Genomic DNA, 17,442 nt, shown 5'->3' on the forward strand with positions numbered 1-17,442 from the left:
CATCAATTTTTTACAAATCAAAATTTCATTGTATCCCGCTATTTGCGGGCAGTAAGACTCCCACCTCAAAATTGGGTTAAAGCAAAGAAGTTGGTTGGGATTCGGGCCGCCCGTAAAAGCCCGATTGGTGAGGGCTAATAATCAGTAGGGAATAAACAGCTTCCTACTGATTAAAGTTTCACTTTATAGTTTCACCGAAATAAACAGCTTTATTAAAAAATGTGTTGTTGTATAACAAAAAACTGTTGACTGAATGCTCACTCATTATATAATGGGAATAGGGGATATAATTCAGAAAATTATATATTTTCGAAGATTCTAAAAAAGAAAGAGAGCTTACAAAGAGAGGGGTAGCATAAAATGAATAGCTTACTAATCATTAATTGGCTGGCTGCCATTGCTGTTATTGCTTATGCGGGGTATTTGTTTGTATATCTTATACGAACAAGGATGGCCTACATACAATTAGGAAAAAAGATCGAATTTGACCGTCGTTTTAAAGAGCGTTGGGATCTTCTTAAGGTCAATGTTTTCGGTCAGAAAAAGCTGCTGAAAGATAAAAAGAGCGGCATCATTCACGTTATGTTCTTTTACGGATTTATTCTTGTCCAATTTGGAGCAATTGACTTCGTTTGGAAAGGACTTGCACCAGGATCGCATCTTCCACTTGGACCACTATACCCTGCATTTACATTCTTCCAGGAAATTGTCACACTCGTTATTTTAATTGCAGTCTTTTGGGCTTTTCATAGACGCTATGTTGAAAAGCTTGTTCGTTTAAAACGTAATTTCAAATCAGGTCTTGTTCTTATCTTTATTGGTGGCTTAATGATTTCTGTGCTACTTGGTAATGGGATGGGAATTATATGGCACGGCGAGGAGCTTTCATGGAGTGAACCTATCGCTTCTGCAATCGCTTACGTTTTCTCGGGATTAAATGAAACCGTAGCCATTTCAGTGTTCTATTTCTCTTGGTGGGTGCATTTACTAATTTTGTTAACGTTTTTAGTTTATGTTCCACAATCAAAACATGCGCATTTAATTGCTGGACCAGTTAACGTATTTTTTGGTCGTCTTTCAAATCCAGGAAAACTTGAAAAAATCGATTTTGAAGATGAAACGCAAGAAACATTCGGTGTTGGTAAAATTGAAGACTTTAGACAAAATCAACTTATCGACTTATATTCCTGCGTCGAATGTGGTCGTTGTACAAATATGTGTCCGGCAACAGGAACAGGGAAAATGTTATCACCGATGGATTTAATTTTAAAACTTCGTGATCATTTAACTGATAAAGGAGCAGCGGTAACATCAAAAGCACCGTGGGTTCCAGTTGTTGCTTTTAATAATACACAAGGAAATCAGTTAGCGATGATGGCAGCTGGAAAAGGACAACAAGAATCAGCGGCTACAGCGCTAGCGTACGACCCAAGTTTAATCGGAGACGTTATTACAGAAGAAGAGATTTGGGCATGTACAACGTGTCGTAACTGTGAGGACCAGTGCCCAGTTATGAATGAGCATGTTGACAAAATTATTGATTTACGCCGCTATCTCGTTTTAACAGAAGGAAAAATGGACGCGGAAGCGCAGCGTGCAATGACAAACATTGAGCGTCAAGGTAATCCGTGGGGACTGAACCGTAAAGAGCGTGAAACATGGCGCCAAGGTGACGATGAAGTAACAGTTCCAACTGTAAAGGAGAAATCAAAAGCTGGCGAAGAGTTTGAATACTTATTCTGGGTTGGATCAATGGGTTCGTATGACAATCGCAGTCAGAAGATTGCGATATCATTTGCGAAGCTAATGAACGAAGCAGGCATTTCATTCGCAATTCTTGGTAATAAGGAAAAGAACTCTGGTGATACACCGCGCCGCCTTGGAAATGAATTTGTATTCCAGGAAATGGCGACTAAAAATATTGAAGAATTTGAAAAAGCAGGAGTGAAGAAAATCGTTACGATTGACCCTCATGCTTATAACACTTTTAAAAATGAGTACCCGGACTTTGGCTTACAAGCAGAAGTCTATCATCATACAGAATTACTAGCCCAGTGGGTGAAGGAAGGTCGTTTAAAACCTGTCCATTCTATTGAAGAGACAGTTACGTACCATGATTCCTGTTACTTAGGAAGATACAACGAAGTATACGAAGCACCGCGCGATATTCTAAAAGCAATTCCAGGTGTAAACCTTGTAGAAATGGCGCGTAACCGTGAAACGGGAATGTGCTGTGGTGCGGGTGGCGGCCTAATGTGGATGGAAGAAACGACAGGTTCTCGTATTAACGTTGCTCGTACAGAACAAGCGCTAGCTGTACAGCCGTCAATTATCGGTACAGGATGCCCGTATTGCTTAACGATGATTAGTGATGGCACGAAAGCGAAAGAAGTTGAAGAAACAGTTCAAACTTTGGACGTAACAGAGATTTTAGAACGCTCAGTTATCGGACAGAAGAAAGAAGCAATGTAGTTTGTAGGAATGCATTCAAAATTAGAAAGAGGTGCAATAATTGCACCTCTTCTAGGCGCAAGGATACCGAGCGAGCGCTCGGTGCTAAAAAAAGAAATGGGGGAAAGAAACATGAGTAAAACAGTTATTTTAAGTGCTGCAAGAACACCGGTTGGAAAATTTGGAGGAACTTTAAAAGACGTGAAAGCAACAGAGCTTGGAGGAATCGCAATTAAGGCAGCGCTTGAAAGGGCGAATGTTTCCGCTAGTGATGTTGAAGAAGTTATATTTGGAACGGTTATCCAAGGAGGGCAAGGACAAATTCCATCACGCCAAGCAGCAAGAGCGGCCGGCATTCCTTGGGAAGTGCAGACAGAAACAATAAATAAAGTTTGTGCATCAGGGCTTCGCGCAGTTACGTTAGCAGATCAAATTATTCGTACTGGTGATCAATCACTGATTGTAGCTGGTGGAATGGAATCGATGAGTAACAGCCCTTACATTTTACGAGGCGCAAGATGGGGATACAGAATGGGTAACAACGAAGTTATCGATTTAAACGTTGCAGACGGTTTAACATGCGCATTTTCAGGTATACACATGGGTGTTTATGGCGGAGAAGTTGCGAAGGAAGATGGAATCTCTCGCGAAGCACAAGATGAATGGGCATATCGTAGCCATCAACGTGCGGTTTCGGCACATAAAGAAGGGCGTTTTGAAGAGGAGATTGTACCAGTAACAATTCAGCAAAGAAAAGGCGATCCTATCGTCGTGGCTAAGGATGAGGCGCCACGCGCGGATACAACGATTGAAAAATTAGCGAAATTAAAGCCTGTATTTGATAAGACGTCAGCGGTGACAGCAGGTAATGCTCCGGGACTAAATGATGGCGGTGCTGCACTTGTATTAATGAGCGAGGACAGAGCGAAGCAAGAAGGAAGAAAACCATTAGCGACAATTTTGGCGCATACAGCGATTGCGGTAGAATCAAAGGATTTCCCAAGAACGCCAGGTTATGCAATTAATGAATTGCTGAAAAAGACAGGTAAGACAATTGAAGACATAGATCTATTTGAAATCAATGAGGCATTTGCGGCTGTAGCAATTGCAAGTACAGAAATCGCAGGGATTGATCCGGAAAAATTGAATGTAAATGGCGGTGCTGTAGCAATGGGGCATCCAATTGGAGCGAGCGGAGCACGTATTATCGTTACACTTATCCATGCACTGAAGCAGCGCGGCGGCGGAATTGGAATTGCTTCTATTTGTAGCGGTGGCGGTCAAGGTGATGCAGTGATGATTGAAGTTCACTAATTAAGATTAGAAGATATATAGTTTATTAACAATTAAGGGGGAAGAAAAAATGAGTGTACAAAAGATTGTTGTAATTGGTGCAGGGCAAATGGGTTCAGGTATCGCACAAGTGTGTGCAATGGCAGGCTATGATGTGAAAGTGCAAGATTTAAAGCAAGAGCAATTAGATAGAGGGCTAGCTGTTATTTCAAAAAATTTAGCCCGCCAAGTAGAAAAAGGCCGTATGAAGGAAGAAGAGAAAGATGCGACTTTAAATCGTCTTACATGGACGCTCGATTTAAATAGTGTCAAAGAAGCTGATCTTATTATTGAAGCAGCTGTTGAAAAAATGGATATTAAAAAGAAAATTTTTGCGAATTTAGATGAAATCGCTCCAGAACACGCAATTTTAGCGACGAATACGTCATCGTTACCAATTACGGAAATTGCAGCGGTAACGAAACGTCCTGAGAAAGTAATCGGCATGCACTTTATGAATCCAGTTCCAGTTATGAAACTCGTTGAAATTATTCGTGGTTTAGCTACAGATGATGCAGTGTACGAAACGATTGAGGATATTACGAAAAAAATCGGGAAAGTGCCAGTTGAAGTAAATGATTTCCCAGGGTTTGTATCGAACCGTATTTTATTACCGATGATTAACGAAGCGATTTATACGTTATACGAAGGAGTAGCGACGAAAGAAGCGATTGATGAAGTAATGAAACTTGGTATGAATCATCCGATGGGACCTCTTACGTTAGCTGACTTTATCGGTTTAGATACGTGTTTATACATTATGGAAGTGTTGCATGAAGGATTAGGAGATAGTAAATATCGCCCATGTCCATTATTACGTAAGTATGTGAATGCAGGATGGTTAGGACGTAAAACGGGTCGTGGTTTCTACGTTTACGAATAAAGGCCTCCCTTTATTGAAGTAGTGGTCTTACCAGATTGTTAAAAAGATATATAGCAAACGGAGGCGAAGTACATGAATTTTCACTTTACTGAAGAGCAACAAATGATGAGGAAAATGGTTCGAGATTTTGCACAGAAGGAAATAGCTCCCTTTGTTCCTAGTATGGAACAAGGGGTGTTCCCGAAAGAGATTTTGCAAAAGATGGGTGAGCTTGGACTAATGGGTATTCCAGCGCCTGCAAAATATGGCGGGGCAGAAATGGATTTTATTTCTTACATTCTAGCAATTGAGGAAATTTCAAAGGTAAGTGCAACAGTTGGTGTAATTTTAGCTGTACATACGTCAGTTGGAATGAATCCGATTTTATACTTCGGAACAGAAGAACAGAAGCAGAAATATGTTTCTAAATTGGCGACTGGTGAATATTTAGGCGCATTTGCTCTAACAGAACCGAATGCAGGATCAGATGCAGGTAGTTTGAAATCAAGAGCTGTAAAGAAAGACGATCACTACATCATTAATGGATCGAAAGTCTTTATTACAAATGGTGGTGAAGCAAATACATATATCGTCTTCGCGTCTACAAATCCAGATGCGGGGAAAAGCGGGATTTCAGCATTTATAGTAGAGAAAGATACACCAGGCTTAATCATTGGAAAAGATGAGCATAAGATGGGTCTTCTTGGTTCTCGTACAGTGCAACTTACGTTTGAAGATATGAAAGTGCCGGCCGAGAATTTACTTGGTGAAGAAGGACAAGGATTTAAGGTGGCAATGGCGAATTTAGATGTTGGGCGAATTGGAATCGGAGCGCAAGCATTAGGAATCGCGGAAGCGGCGCTTGCATGTGCGATTGATTATGCGAAAGAGCGTGAGCAATTCGGAAAGCCAATTGCGGCACAGCAAGGAATCGGATTCAAACTTGCAGATATGGCGACTAGCGTAGAAGCAGCGCGATTACTTGTATACAGAGCGGCATCGCTAAGAGCACAAGGGTTACCATGCGGTAAAGAAGCTTCTATTGCAAAATTATTTGCTTCTAAGACGGCCGTTGAAGTTGCGATTGAAGCGGTGCAAGTATTTGGCGGTTACGGTTATACGAAAGATTATCCAGTAGAAAGATTTTTCCGTGATGCGAAGATCACGCAAATATATGAAGGAACGAGCGAAATACAAAAGCTTGTAATTAGTCGAGCTTTATAAAAAGGCAGAGGGGGAGACGGGAATGCATTTTAAATTATCAGAAGAACATGAAATGATAAGAAAAATGGTTCGGGATTTTGCGAGGAATGAAGTAGCACCGACAGCAGCAGAGCGTGATGAGGAAGAGCGATTTGATCGCGCTTTATTTGATCAAATGGCAGAGCTTGGTTTAACCGGTATTCCGTGGCCTGAAGAATACGGCGGAATTGGAAGCGATTACTTGGCGTATGTAATTGCCGTTGAAGAATTATCCCGCGTTTGTGCTTCTACAGGTGTAACGTTGTCTGCACATACTTCACTTGCTGGATGGCCAATTTTTAAATTTGGAACGGAAGAGCAAAAACAAAAGTTTTTGCGCCCAATGGCTGAAGGGAAGAAAATTGGTGCATATGGCTTAACAGAACCAAGCTCTGGATCAGATGCTGGTGGAATGAGGACGACTGCAAAACGAGATGGAGACCATTACATTTTAAATGGTTCGAAAATTTTCATTACAAATGGCGGTATTGCTGATATTTATGTTGTTTTTGCATTAACAGATCCTGATTCGAAGCAGCGCGGCACGAGTGCATTTATTGTGGAGAGTGATACGCTAGGATTTTCGGTTGGGAAGAAGGAAAGTAAGCTAGGGATTCGTTCTTCGCCAACAACTGAAATTATATTTGAAGACTGCCGTATTCCTGTAGAGAATTTACTAGGGGAAGAGGGCCAAGGATTTAAAGTTGCGATGCAGACATTAGATGGCGGCCGTAATGGTATTGCGGCACAAGCAGTCGGTATTGCACAATCCGCTTTAGATGCTTCTGTAGAATATGCAAGAGAACGTCATCAGTTTGGGAAGCCAATTGCGGCGCAACAAGGAATTGGCTTTAAACTTGCGGATATGGCAACGGATGTAGAGGCAGCGCGTCTTTTAACATATCAAGCGGCTTGGCTTGAATCTGAAGGGCTTCCGTATGGGAAAGAGTCAGCGATGTCAAAAGTATTTGCAGGTGATACAGCGATGAAGGTAACGACTGAAGCGGTACAAGTATTTGGTGGTTATGGTTATACGAAAGATTATCCAGTAGAGCGTTATATGCGCGATGCAAAGATTACACAAATATATGAGGGAACACAAGAGATTCAAAGGCTTGTAATTTCTCGTATGTTAACGAAGTAGGAACGAAAGCGTAGGTATTTTCCTACGCTTTTTACTTCCAAAAATAATAGAGAGAGGTGAAGGGATGGTTAAACATAATGTACATGCGTCAGTGAAAGATGAAAAATTAGTTGCGTTAAGACGTGAACAAATGATTAAAGGTGCGGTGCAGCTGTTTAAGCAAAAAGGATTCCCGCGTACAACAACGAGAGAAATTGCGAAAGCGGCTGGATTTAGTATCGGAACACTTTATGAGTATATTCGCACAAAAGATGATGTATTATATTTAGTTTGTGATAGTATTTATGAACATGTAAAAGAGCGGTTAGAGGAAGTAGTGTGTACAGAGAAGGGAAGTATAGAAAGCTTAAAGATAGCGATAATGAATTATTTTAAAGTGATGGATGAATTGCAAGAAGAAGTATTAATTATGTATCAAGAGGTACGTTTTTTACCGAAGGAATCACTCCCATATGTATTAGAAAAAGAGTTTCAAATGGTCGGGATGTTTGAGGATATTTTAGAGCAGTGTACGGAAAATGGGACATTTACACTAAATAAAAAGGAAATACAGCTTCTTGCACATAATATTTTCATACAAGGACAAATGTGGGGATTTAGACGTTGGGCCCTGCAAAAACTGTATACTCTCGAAGAATATACAGAAATGCAAATTAGGTATGTACTGCAAGGAGCACATATGTCTCCGAAATAAAGAATGGACAAATTATAATTTTATTGCCCGTAAATAGCGCGATAAAAGTTTCCCGTTTTTTTTGTAGCATATTTGTGCGACTTTTGTTTATAATGAATAGTATGGATTTTTTTAAGCAGACCGTTATATATAAGCTTATATTTGAAGAAAGGAAGTGCCGCATAAGTGGGTTTTAAGCAATATTCACCAGAAGAGCTAAAAGAATGTTCAATGATTGAAGTTGTACATAGTGTTTTAGGGAATAAAAGACAAGCAACGACATTCAACGAGTTGGTTCAAGAAATCGCTCAAGTGCTGGGACTATCTCAAGGGCAAGTTAATACGAAACTCGCACAATTTTATACAGATTTAAACATCGATGGACGTTTCATTAATTTAGGAGAAAATCGTTGGGGGCTACGTAGCTGGTACCCATATGAGCAAATTGATGAAGAAATTCTGCCTCAGCCAAAACCGAAGAAGAAACGCAAAGTTGAAGAAGACGGTTTTGACGACTACATTGAAGAAGATGATGTAGAAGAAGAAGCAGAAGAAGTAGAAGAAGATGTAGTAGATTTGGACAAAGTTCTTGAAGACGAAGACGCAGACGATGAAGATGATGATCTTGATGATTTAGAAGAAGATAATGAAGACTTCGCAGAAGAAGAACTTGAGTATGATGAAACTGAAGAAGAAGAAGAGGAAGAGCGGTAGTTCTTGACTTTTCATTATCGTCCATGTAGAATCATTTTTGGGCTCTTTAAAAAAAGACGATAATACTTTTAAAGTGTAAATATAAAAGAAAATTGCTCCCTACTTATTACTTTATGTGATGAGGGGAGCAATTTTCTTTTTTGTTTTTTGTTTAGAAAATAAAAAGAGTCTAACAATAAGATGGATACAGTGTTATCTACATACGTTGCGCTTTGCAACGGTGATTATATAACAGCAAAATAGGAGGGAGCTTTTTCATGACTAAGTATATTTTTGTAACAGGCGGTGTAGTATCGTCTTTAGGTAAAGGTATTACAGCAGCATCTCTTGGAAGACTTTTAAAGAATCGTGGTTTAAACGTAACTATTCAAAAGTTTGATCCATACATTAACGTAGACCCAGGGACTATGAGCCCCTACCAACACGGTGAGGTATTCGTAACAGATGATGGTGCAGAAACGGACTTAGACCTAGGTCACTATGAGCGTTTTATCGACATCAACTTAAATAAATACAGCAACGTAACAACAGGTAAAATTTACTCTTCAGTTCTTCAAAAAGAGCGTCGTGGTGAATATTTAGGAGGAACAGTTCAAGTTATTCCTCACATTACTAACGAAATTAAAGAACGTGTATATCGTTCTGGTCGCGAAACAAATGCCGACGTTGTTATTACAGAAATCGGTGGAACTGTTGGTGATATCGAGTCTCTACCATTCTTAGAAGCAATTCGTCAAATTAAGAGCGACATCGGTCGTGACAATGTAATGTACATTCACTGTACGTTAATCCCGTACTTAAAAGCAGCGGGTGAAATGAAAACAAAACCAACGCAACATAGCGTTAAAGAGCTTCGCAGCTTAGGTATTCAACCAAATATTATCGTTGTTCGTACAGAACTACCTGTTTCTCAGGACATGAAAGATAAGCTTGCATTATTCTGTGACATCGATACAAAAGCAGTTATCGAAGCACGCGATGCAGATACTTTATATGCGGTTCCATTATCTCTTCAAGAACAAAACATGGACCAAATCGTTTGTGATCACTTGAAGTTAGACAATCCAGCTGCAGATATGACAGATTGGACTGCGCTAGTTAATAAAGTACGTAACCTTTCTAAGAAAACAAAAATCGCTCTTGTTGGTAAATACGTAGAGCTTCAAGATGCATACATTTCTGTTGTAGAAGCGCTTCGTCATGCAGGTTATTCATTCGACACAGATGTAGAAGTGAAATGGGTAAATGCTGAGCACGTAACAGCAGAGAACGTAAAAGAATTAGTTGGCGATACAGATGGTATCCTTGTACCAGGTGGCTTCGGCGATCGTGGTGTAGAAGGTAAAATCGTTGCAATTCAATATGCTCGTGAAAACAAAGTTCCATTCTTAGGAATTTGCCTAGGTATGCAACTTGCATCAATCGAATTTGCACGTAACGTATTAGGATTAGAAGGAGCTAACTCTTCTGAAATTAATCCTGACACACCTTATGCAATTATCGATTTATTACCAGAACAAAAAGATGTAGAAGATTTAGGTGGTACACTTCGCCTTGGTCTATACCCATGTAAGCTTGCTGAAGAAACAAATGCTTACAATGCTTACAATGAGCCGGTTGTATATGAGCGTCATCGTCATCGTTATGAGTTCAACAATCAATTCCGTCCAGATATGGAAAAAGCAGGATTTGTATTCTCTGGTACAAGCCCAGACGGTCGTCTAGTGGAAATTATTGAATTACAAGATCACCCTTGGTTCGTGGCAGCACAGTTCCATCCAGAACTTGTATCTCGTCCAAACCGTCCACAACCATTGTTCCATGACTTCGTAAGTGCTTCTATTACGAATAAAGAGAGCAAGTAATAAAAAAAAGCGCCTGAAATAGGGCGCTTTTTTTAATATTCGTTTAACATTTCATCAATTGTAAATTTCAATCCGTGATAAGCAAATAAAGCTATAATTAAACTTGGGAACCCATAGCGGTTACCTTCATCATCTGGAATAAGACCTTTTAACAGCTTTGTATCAATATGTACATCTGTATATTGTTCCAGTGATTCAACACCTTCTTGAATAGCCGAGATTCCAACGATAGATTGGCCTTCTTCATGAAGTTTTTTCGCGGTTTTTATAATTTCTTCATCTGTCGAAAAACGACTAATAAGAAGTACGCGGTCCGCAGAAGTCACTGCCGCCGGTTCACCGTTTTCTATTAAACGTTTTGCTTGTTTCATTGGTTCGGCGCCAAATAATGCTTCTGAAACAATACCCTCCATTTCGTTTGTACCGTGCAAGTAAATGAAGCCGTCTCCCACTAACGCCTGGGCAAGTAGACGAGCGCTATCTTCTATATTCATTTCCTCTTTTTGAGAAATTCTGGAGAAATATCCACTTAATTGAGTCGAGAAAATTTTTAACATGTTGTTGCTCCTTTCTTTCGTGCTAGCCGGTTCCCATTATAGCTCATTTTTTTTAGAAAGGGGAAATCGTAGGGTAGCATAACGAAATAGTAAACGATAAAATAAGAAAGAATAGGAAGGGATTTGGCAAAGAGTAGCGAAAATAAACCGATAAGATATAAGAAGCTTTAAATCTTGTACTTACACAGAAAGGTTGGGAGTTATGGAAGGGAAAATTTTAATCGTTGATGATCAATATGGCATTCGTGTTTTATTGCATGAAGTGTTCCAAAAAGAAGGTTATCAGACGTTCCAAGCAGCGAATGGATTTCAAGCTTTAGATATCGTGAAAAAAGATAATCCAGATTTAGTAGTGTTAGATATGAAAATCCCAGGTATGGATGGTATAGAGATTTTAAAACATGTAAAAGAAATTGATGAGAGTATTAAAGTGATTTTAATGACTGCTTATGGAGAATTGGATATGATTCAAGAAGCGAAAGATTTAGGAGCTTTAATGCACTTTGCTAAACCGTTTGATATTGATGAGATTCGTCAAGCAGTGAGAGATCAGCTTGCTGTAGAGGCGTAAAAAGTGAATTTTTTATAAAAAATATGGAAAAAAGCGTTTACATGGACTATTGAGCAGGTGAATACAGTTGAGTTTTTGAGTACAAGTTGTTATCCTATTGAGTGTAGAAAGAAGTCCGGTATGTAAATATACATATTTTACCTTATTCTGGTCATACTACCAGCGATAAGAATTTATCGGATACAAAAAACGTTTTTTAGGAGGATTCACCATGCCTTTAGTTTCTATGAAAGAAATGCTAAACACAGCACTAGAAGGAAAATACGCAGTTGGTCAATTCAACATGAACAACTTAGAGTGGACTCAAGCTATCTTAGCTGCTGCGGAAGAAGAAAAATCTCCTGTAATCTTAGGTGTATCTGAGGGTGCAGCTCGTCATATGACTGGTTTCAAAACAGTTGTAGCTATGGTTAAAGCTTTAATCGAAGAAATGAACATTTCTGTTCCTGTAGCGATTCACCTTGACCATGGTTCAAGCTTCGAAAAATGTAAAGAAGCAATTGATGCAGGTTTCACATCTGTAATGATCGACGCTTCTCACCACCCATTCGATGAAAACGTTGAAACTACTAAAAAAGTGGTAGAATACGCACACGCTCGTAACGTATCTGTTGAAGCTGAGCTTGGAACAGTTGGCGGACAAGAAGACGACATCATCGCTGAAGGCGTAATTTACGCTGATCCAGCAGAGTGTAAGCACCTTGTTGAAGCAACAGGTATCGATTGCCTAGCTCCAGCTTTAGGTTCTGTACACGGTCCTTACAAAGGTGAGCCTAACTTAGGATTCGCTGAAATGGAACAAGTTCGTGACTTCACTGGCGTACCTTTAGTATTACACGGTGGTACTGGTATCCCAACTGCTGATATCGTAAAAGCTATTTCTTTAGGTACTTCAAAAATTAACGTAAACACTGAGAACCAAATTGAGTTTACAAAAGCTGTTCGTGAAGCATTAAACAAAGACCAAGAAGTTTACGATCCTCGTAAATATATTGGACCTGGCCGCGACGCTATCAAAGCAACTGTTGCTGGTAAAATGCGTGAGTTCGGTTCTAACGGTAAAGCGTAAGAATAAAATTCCGTTTTGGAAACCGTCTAGTCTTTTAGACGGTTTCCTTTCGTTGTATAATGAAAGCGTGAACAAGTCTAAAGATTTTATAAAGTGAATTTTTGGTTTGCGAATATAGAAAATAATGTGCATAGTCCTATTAATAAATGTGTTAAGTATCTGAATTGAGTAATTTGATTCGATGAATAGTTAATCTTCATCTATTTGTATAGCAGGGGAGCTACAGGTGATGGTTTTCTACTTATTGAGTTTCAGGATGGAAAGAGTGATTGAGATTCTTAAGGGGGAATCTTCTCCTTCTTATAAAGAAGTAGAAGATAAATACATTCACAAGAAGGGAGCTCAATATGGAAAAGTTGCTAATTGAAGGCGGAAGAGCTTTAAATGGAACGATTCGTGTGAGTGGTGCAAAGAACAGTGCTGTTGCACTAATTCCAGCGACAATTTTAGCAGATACTCCAGTAACTATTGGCGGTGTTCCTAATATTTCGGACGTGAAAATGTTAGGAGACTTACTAGAGGAAATTGGAGGGAAAGTAACTTATGGGCAGGAAGAAGAGATGGTAGTCGATCCTTCTAACATGGTTGCGATGCCTTTACCAAATGGAAAAGTGAAAAAATTGCGCGCCTCTTATTATTTAATGGGTGCAATGCTTGGCCGTTTTAAAAAAGCTGTTATTGGGCTTCCAGGTGGATGTCATTTAGGGCCACGACCGATTGATCAGCATATTAAAGGGTTTGAAGCGTTAGGGGCATATGTTACAAATGAACAAGGTGCCATTTATTTAAGAGCAGACGAACTACGTGGGGCACGTATTTATTTAGATGTTGTTAGTGTAGGAGCTACGATTAATATTATGCTAGCGGCTGTACGAGCGAAAGGTAGAACTGTTATTGAAAATGCAGCGAAAGAACCAGAGATTATTGATGTAGCTACATTGTTAACGAGTATGGGAGCACGTATTAAAGGTGCTGGTACAGACGTAATCCGAATTGATGGTGTGGATTCACTGCACGGTTGTCACCACACTATTATTCCAGACCGTATTGAAGCTGGTACGTATATGATTTTAGGAGCAGCATCAGGAGGAGAAGTAACAGTTGATAATGTTATTCCTCAGCATTTAGAATCCGTTACTGCGAAGCTAAGAGAAGCTGGTGTTCAAATTGAAACGAACGATGACCAAATTACAGTGAACGGCAATAGAAGGTTAAAAGTAGTTGATGTAAAAACGCTTGTATATCCAGGGTTTCCAACGGATTTACAACAGCCGTTTACAACGCTTTTAACAAAAGCGCATGGAACAGGAGTTGTAACTGATACAATTTACAGCGCACGTTTCAAGCATATTGATGAATTGCGCCGTATGAACGCGCAAATTAAAGTAGAAGGCCGTTCAGCAATTGTGACTGGACCAGTTTTATTGCAAGGTGCGAAGGTGAAAGCGAGTGACCTACGAGCTGGTGCATCCCTTGTTATTGCGGGTTTAATGGCAGATGGCATTACAGAAGTAACGGGACTTGATCATATTGATCGAGGTTACGAAAATATAGTAGACAAGCTTAAAGGGCTTGGTGCAAACATTTGGCGAGAACAAATGACAAAGCAAGAAATTGAAGAAATGAAGAATGCATAAAGTGAAACTTTAATCAGTATGGGGTATCCCACGTCGATTATTAACCCTCACCAATCGGGATAAGGTGGTGATACTTCCGTTAATGGGGAGCGAAGAATCACTACTAACGGAAGTACACTTTATAGAAAAATAAGGTTCACAAAATACGGCAGAAATATAAAGGCTTAAAGGAGAGGGATTATCGTGGAAAGAAGTTTATCTATGGAGTTAGTACGTGTAACAGAGGCTGCGGCATTATCATCAGCGCGTTGGATGGGGCGCGGAAAAAAAGATGAGGCAGATGGTGCAGCAACATCAGCTATGCGTGATGTATTTGATACAATTCCGATGAAAGGTACAGTTGTAATTGGCGAAGGTGAAATGGATGAAGCGCCAATGCTATATATCGGAGAAAAATTGGGTACAGGATATGGACCACGCGTAGACGTTGCAGTTGATCCTTTAGAAGGGACAAATATCGTAGCGGCTGGCGGCTGGAATGCGCTTGCTGTTATTGCAATTGCAGATCACGGCAATTTGTTACATGCTCCTGACATGTACATGGATAAAATAGCGGTTGGTCCAGAAGCAGTTGGTGCAGTTGATATTGACGCACCTATTATCGACAACTTACGTGCAGTTGCGAAAGCGAAAAATAAAGATATCGAAGATGTTGTAGCGACAGTTTTAAACCGTCCACGTCATCAAGCAATTATCGAAGAAATTCGTAAAGCCGGTGCTCGTATTAAATTAATTAACGATGGAGATGTAGCTGGAGCAATCAATACAGCATTTGACCGTACTGGTGTAGATATTCTATTCGGTTCTGGTGGAGCACCTGAAGGTGTATTAGCTGCGGTCGCATTAAAATGCTTAGGTGGAGAAATTCACGGGAAGCTCTTACCTCAAAACGAAGCTGAACTAGCTCGTTGTAAAAGAATGGGTATTGAAGATATCAATCGTATCCTTCGTATGGAAGACTTAGTAAAAGGTGACGATGCAATCTTTGCAGCAACAGGTGTAACAGACGGAGAACTATTACGAGGCGTTCAATTTAAAGGTAGCGTCGGAACAACACAATCCCTTGTTATGCGTGCAAAATCAGGCACAGTACGCTTCGTAGACGGCCGCCATAGCTTAAATAAAAAACCGAATTTGGTTATTAAATAAAAAGCGTAAGCGGCTCGTTAAGAATCGCAGGACACTTTAAGCTCTCGACCTTGAAGCGCTCTTTGCTTCGAGTGAGAGAGCGAAATGACCGGAGATTCTAGCCGCTGGAACTGGATTAAATAAAAGTAGAAATGCCTTATCTATTCTGCCTTAAAATCAGGTGAGTAGAAAAAAGAAAGAAATATGAAAAGGCGAAGACAAATTTTCTTGTCTTCGCTTCTTGTATTTGTGTTTCAACGTATTGATTAAAACTAGATAAAAGGGTTACAATAGTGAATATTATCCTACTTGAACTTATTGCCTTTCATTATTATTTATTTGCCTTCCGTATTTTTCCCTTTACCCATGTGAAAAGAGAATAAAGTTAAAGTGTGGTGTCTGAATGAATTTGTCAATTGCAGCATTAGAAAACATGAAATTAAAAGAGTTATACGAGCTTGCGAAGGAATTTAAGATTTCGTATTACAGCAAGTTAACGAAAAAAGAGCTAATCTTCTCTATCTTAAAAGCTCGAGCAGAAAAAGAAGGTTTCTTTTTCATGGAAGGCGTATTAGAAATTATTCAATCAGAAGGATTTGGATTCTTACGTCCTATCAATTATTCTCCAAGCTCAGAAGATATTTATATCTCGGCTTCGCAAATTCGTCGTTTCGATTTACGTAATGGAGATAAGGTTTCTGGTAAAGTACGACCTCCGAAAGAAAATGAGCGCTATTTTGGATTGCTACAAGTTGAAGCTGTAAATGGAGATGATCCAGACTCAGCAAAAGAGCGTGTACATTTCCCTGCATTAACACCGTTATACCCAGATCGCCAAATGAAATTGGAGACGGAAACGAAAAAGTTACCGACACGCATCATGGATTTAATCGCACCAGTTGGATTTGGACAACGTGGTTTAATTGTTGCGCCTCCAAAGGCTGGTAAAACAAGTCTGTTAAAAGAAATTGCACACAGTGTCACAACAAATCATCCGGAAGCAGAATTAATTGTACTTTTAATTGATGAGCGTCCAGAGGAAGTAACAGATATTGAACGTTCTGTTAAAGGTGATGTTGTAAGTTCTACTTTTGATGAAGTGCCAGAGAATCATATTAAAGTAGCGGAGCTTGTATTAGAGCGTGCAATGCGTCTTGTAGAACATAAAAGGGACGTTGTCATTTTAATGGATAGTATTACCCGTTTAGCGCGTGCTTACAACCTTGTTATTCCGCCAAGTGGTAGAACCTTATCGGGTGGTATTGATCCTGCTGCTTTTCATAGACCGAAGCGTTTCTTTGGGGCTGCGCGTAATATCGAAGAGGGCGGTAGCCTAACGATTTTAGCAACAGCGCTTGTTGATACAGGGTCTCGTATGGATGATGTAATTTACGAGGAGTTTAAAGGAACTGGAAATATGGAACTTCACTTAGATCGCTCATTAGCTGAGCGCCGTATCTTCCCAGCGATTGATATTCGTCGCTCTGGTACGCGTAAAGAAGACCTATTAATTCCGAAAGAACATTTAGACAAGCTGTGGGGTATTCGTAAAACAATGCGTGATACACCAGACTTTGTTGAAGGCTTCTTACGTAAACTTCGTCAAACAAAGACAAATGAAGAATTTTTACAAAACATTGTTGCAGACTCAAAAAGGTATGTAACCACTAAGTAAAGGGAAAAGATGGGGACTCGCTTATTTCGTAGTAAGCGAGTTTTTTATGTTTTTAAGGGAATATTAGAGAGTAATATATGGAAAAAATTTGTTTTTTAAGATGGAAATCATATTTGGATTGAGAGCTTGAAGTGCCCTACGATTCTGGGCGAGCCGCTTGCGCTTTAAGGTGTATCTAGTTCCATCTCCAGCGGCTAGAATGGTCGGTGGTTTCGCTTCTTCCTACGAGGCAAAAAGCGCCTCTACGTCAGAAGCTCCATCCCCCTCTCATTCTGAACGAGCCGCTTGTGCTTTTAGGTATATCCAGCTCCAGCGGCTAGAATCTCCGGCCATTTCGCTCTCTCGGTCGAAGCAAAAAGCGCTTCTTGGTCGAGAGCTTGAAGTGACCTGGATTCTGAACGAGCCGCTTGCGCTTTTAGGTATATCCAGCTCCAGCGGCTAGAATCTCCGGCCATTTCGCTCTCTCGGTCGAAGCAAAAAGCGCTTCTTGGTCGAGAGCTTGAAGTGACCTGGATTCTGAAC

14 protein-coding genes are annotated in these 17,442 nt (G+C 40.0%); 13 read left to right on the forward strand and 1 reads right to left on the reverse strand.

Translation table 11 applies throughout. From position 1 onward, the window contains the following. Window positions 1-360: 360 nt before the first annotated feature. From MR066_RS20920 to pyrG, 8 genes are all read left to right on the forward strand, one after another. Window positions 361-2,472 carry a (Fe-S)-binding protein gene (locus tag MR066_RS20920; protein ID WP_219300812.1) on the forward strand — a complete coding sequence of 704 codons (2,112 nt, stop codon included), beginning with the start codon at window positions 361-363 and terminating at the stop codon, window positions 2,470-2,472. 9 nt (window positions 2,473-2,481) lie between these two features. Further along, complete coding sequence (locus tag MR066_RS20925) at window positions 2,482-3,765, forward strand: acetyl-CoA C-acetyltransferase (protein ID WP_080019283.1); 1,284 nt, start codon at window positions 2,482-2,484, stop codon at window positions 3,763-3,765. Between the two features lie 49 nt (window positions 3,766-3,814). Continuing rightward, window positions 3,815-4,666, forward strand: a complete 852-nt coding sequence (locus MR066_RS20930) for a 3-hydroxybutyryl-CoA dehydrogenase (RefSeq protein ID WP_002016322.1) — start codon at window positions 3,815-3,817, stop codon at window positions 4,664-4,666. Window positions 4,667-4,738: 72 nt separating this feature from the next. Continuing rightward, entirely contained in the window at window positions 4,739-5,869 is a 1,131-nt protein-coding gene (locus MR066_RS20935; protein WP_242248409.1) for an acyl-CoA dehydrogenase, read from the forward strand. Between the two features lie 22 nt (window positions 5,870-5,891). Beyond that, entirely contained in the window at window positions 5,892-7,031 is a 1,140-nt protein-coding gene (gene acdA, locus MR066_RS20940) for an acyl-CoA dehydrogenase AcdA (protein WP_002016320.1), read from the forward strand. A gap of 64 nt (window positions 7,032-7,095) precedes the next feature. Beyond that, window positions 7,096-7,725, forward strand: a complete 630-nt coding sequence (locus MR066_RS20945; protein WP_002034889.1) for a TetR/AcrR family transcriptional regulator — start codon at window positions 7,096-7,098, stop codon at window positions 7,723-7,725. Between the two features lie 165 nt (window positions 7,726-7,890). Continuing rightward, window positions 7,891-8,418 (forward strand): DNA-directed RNA polymerase subunit delta, encoded by a 528-nt coding sequence (gene rpoE / locus MR066_RS20950; RefSeq protein ID WP_002130074.1) that lies wholly within the window; start codon window positions 7,891-7,893, stop codon window positions 8,416-8,418. 257 nt (window positions 8,419-8,675) lie between these two features. Next, window positions 8,676-10,283, forward strand: a complete 1,608-nt coding sequence (pyrG, locus tag MR066_RS20955; protein ID WP_002016314.1) for a CTP synthase — start codon at window positions 8,676-8,678, stop codon at window positions 10,281-10,283. A gap of 32 nt (window positions 10,284-10,315) precedes the next feature. Here the strand turns inward: pyrG and MR066_RS20960 are convergent, their stop codons facing one another. Then, window positions 10,316-10,840: a DUF2529 domain-containing protein gene (locus tag MR066_RS20960; protein ID WP_002143880.1), complete on the reverse strand. Its 525-nt coding sequence runs from the start codon at window positions 10,838-10,840 to the stop codon at window positions 10,316-10,318. A 202-nt stretch (window positions 10,841-11,042) separates the two neighbouring features. On the opposite strand from MR066_RS20960, the gene spo0F reads away from it, so the two are divergent. The 5 genes from spo0F to rho all read left to right on the forward strand — a co-directional run bounded on the left by spo0F (window position 11,043) and on the right by rho (window position 16,920). Beyond that, a complete protein-coding gene (gene spo0F / locus MR066_RS20965) occupies window positions 11,043-11,411 on the forward strand; it encodes a sporulation initiation phosphotransferase Spo0F (RefSeq protein WP_000398592.1) in 369 nt (122 codons plus the stop codon). Window positions 11,412-11,622: 211 nt separating this feature from the next. Beyond that, entirely contained in the window at window positions 11,623-12,480 is an 858-nt protein-coding gene (locus tag MR066_RS20970) for a class II fructose-bisphosphate aldolase (RefSeq protein WP_002016312.1), read from the forward strand. A 347-nt stretch (window positions 12,481-12,827) separates the two neighbouring features. After that, window positions 12,828-14,117, forward strand: coding sequence for a UDP-N-acetylglucosamine 1-carboxyvinyltransferase (gene murA / locus MR066_RS20975; RefSeq protein ID WP_002034893.1), 1,290 nt, complete (start codon window positions 12,828-12,830; stop codon window positions 14,115-14,117). Between the two features lie 183 nt (window positions 14,118-14,300). Further along, window positions 14,301-15,266 (forward strand): class II fructose-bisphosphatase, encoded by a 966-nt coding sequence (gene glpX / locus MR066_RS20980; protein WP_002016310.1) that lies wholly within the window; start codon window positions 14,301-14,303, stop codon window positions 15,264-15,266. Window positions 15,267-15,648: 382 nt separating this feature from the next. After that, window positions 15,649-16,920: a transcription termination factor Rho gene (rho, locus tag MR066_RS20985; RefSeq protein ID WP_002016308.1), complete on the forward strand. Its 1,272-nt coding sequence runs from the start codon at window positions 15,649-15,651 to the stop codon at window positions 16,918-16,920. Window positions 16,921-17,442: the final 522 nt, after the last annotated feature.

Source organism: Bacillus cereus group sp. BfR-BA-01523 (assembly GCF_022662615.1).
In the GTDB taxonomy this organism is placed as follows: Bacteria; Bacillota; Bacilli; order Bacillales; family Bacillaceae_G; genus Bacillus_A; species Bacillus_A mycoides.

What these genes read in the sequence shown, in the direction of transcription:
- MR066_RS20920 (WP_219300812.1), top strand. Translation starts at nt 361, where the DNA reads ATGAATAGCTTACTAATCATTAATTGGCTGGCTGCCATTGCTGTTATT.
- MR066_RS20925 (WP_080019283.1), top strand. Translation starts at nt 2,482, where the DNA reads ATGCATTCAAAATTAGAAAGAGGTGCAATAATTGCACCTCTTCTAGGC.
- MR066_RS20930 (WP_002016322.1), top strand. Translation starts at nt 3,815, where the DNA reads ATGAGTGTACAAAAGATTGTTGTAATTGGTGCAGGGCAAATGGGTTCA.
- MR066_RS20935 (WP_242248409.1), top strand. Translation starts at nt 4,739, where the DNA reads ATGAATTTTCACTTTACTGAAGAGCAACAAATGATGAGGAAAATGGTT.
- acdA (WP_002016320.1), top strand. Translation starts at nt 5,892, where the DNA reads ATGCATTTTAAATTATCAGAAGAACATGAAATGATAAGAAAAATGGTT.
- MR066_RS20945 (WP_002034889.1), top strand. Translation starts at nt 7,096, where the DNA reads ATGGTTAAACATAATGTACATGCGTCAGTGAAAGATGAAAAATTAGTT.
- pyrG (WP_002016314.1), top strand. Translation starts at nt 8,676, where the DNA reads ATGACTAAGTATATTTTTGTAACAGGCGGTGTAGTATCGTCTTTAGGT.
- MR066_RS20960 (WP_002143880.1), bottom strand. Translation starts at nt 10,840, where the DNA reads ATGTTAAAAATTTTCTCGACTCAATTAAGTGGATATTTCTCCAGAATT.
- spo0F (WP_000398592.1), top strand. Translation starts at nt 11,043, where the DNA reads ATGGAAGGGAAAATTTTAATCGTTGATGATCAATATGGCATTCGTGTT.
- MR066_RS20970 (WP_002016312.1), top strand. Translation starts at nt 11,623, where the DNA reads ATGCCTTTAGTTTCTATGAAAGAAATGCTAAACACAGCACTAGAAGGA.
- murA (WP_002034893.1), top strand. Translation starts at nt 12,828, where the DNA reads ATGGAAAAGTTGCTAATTGAAGGCGGAAGAGCTTTAAATGGAACGATT.
- rho (WP_002016308.1), top strand. Translation starts at nt 15,649, where the DNA reads ATGAATTTGTCAATTGCAGCATTAGAAAACATGAAATTAAAAGAGTTA.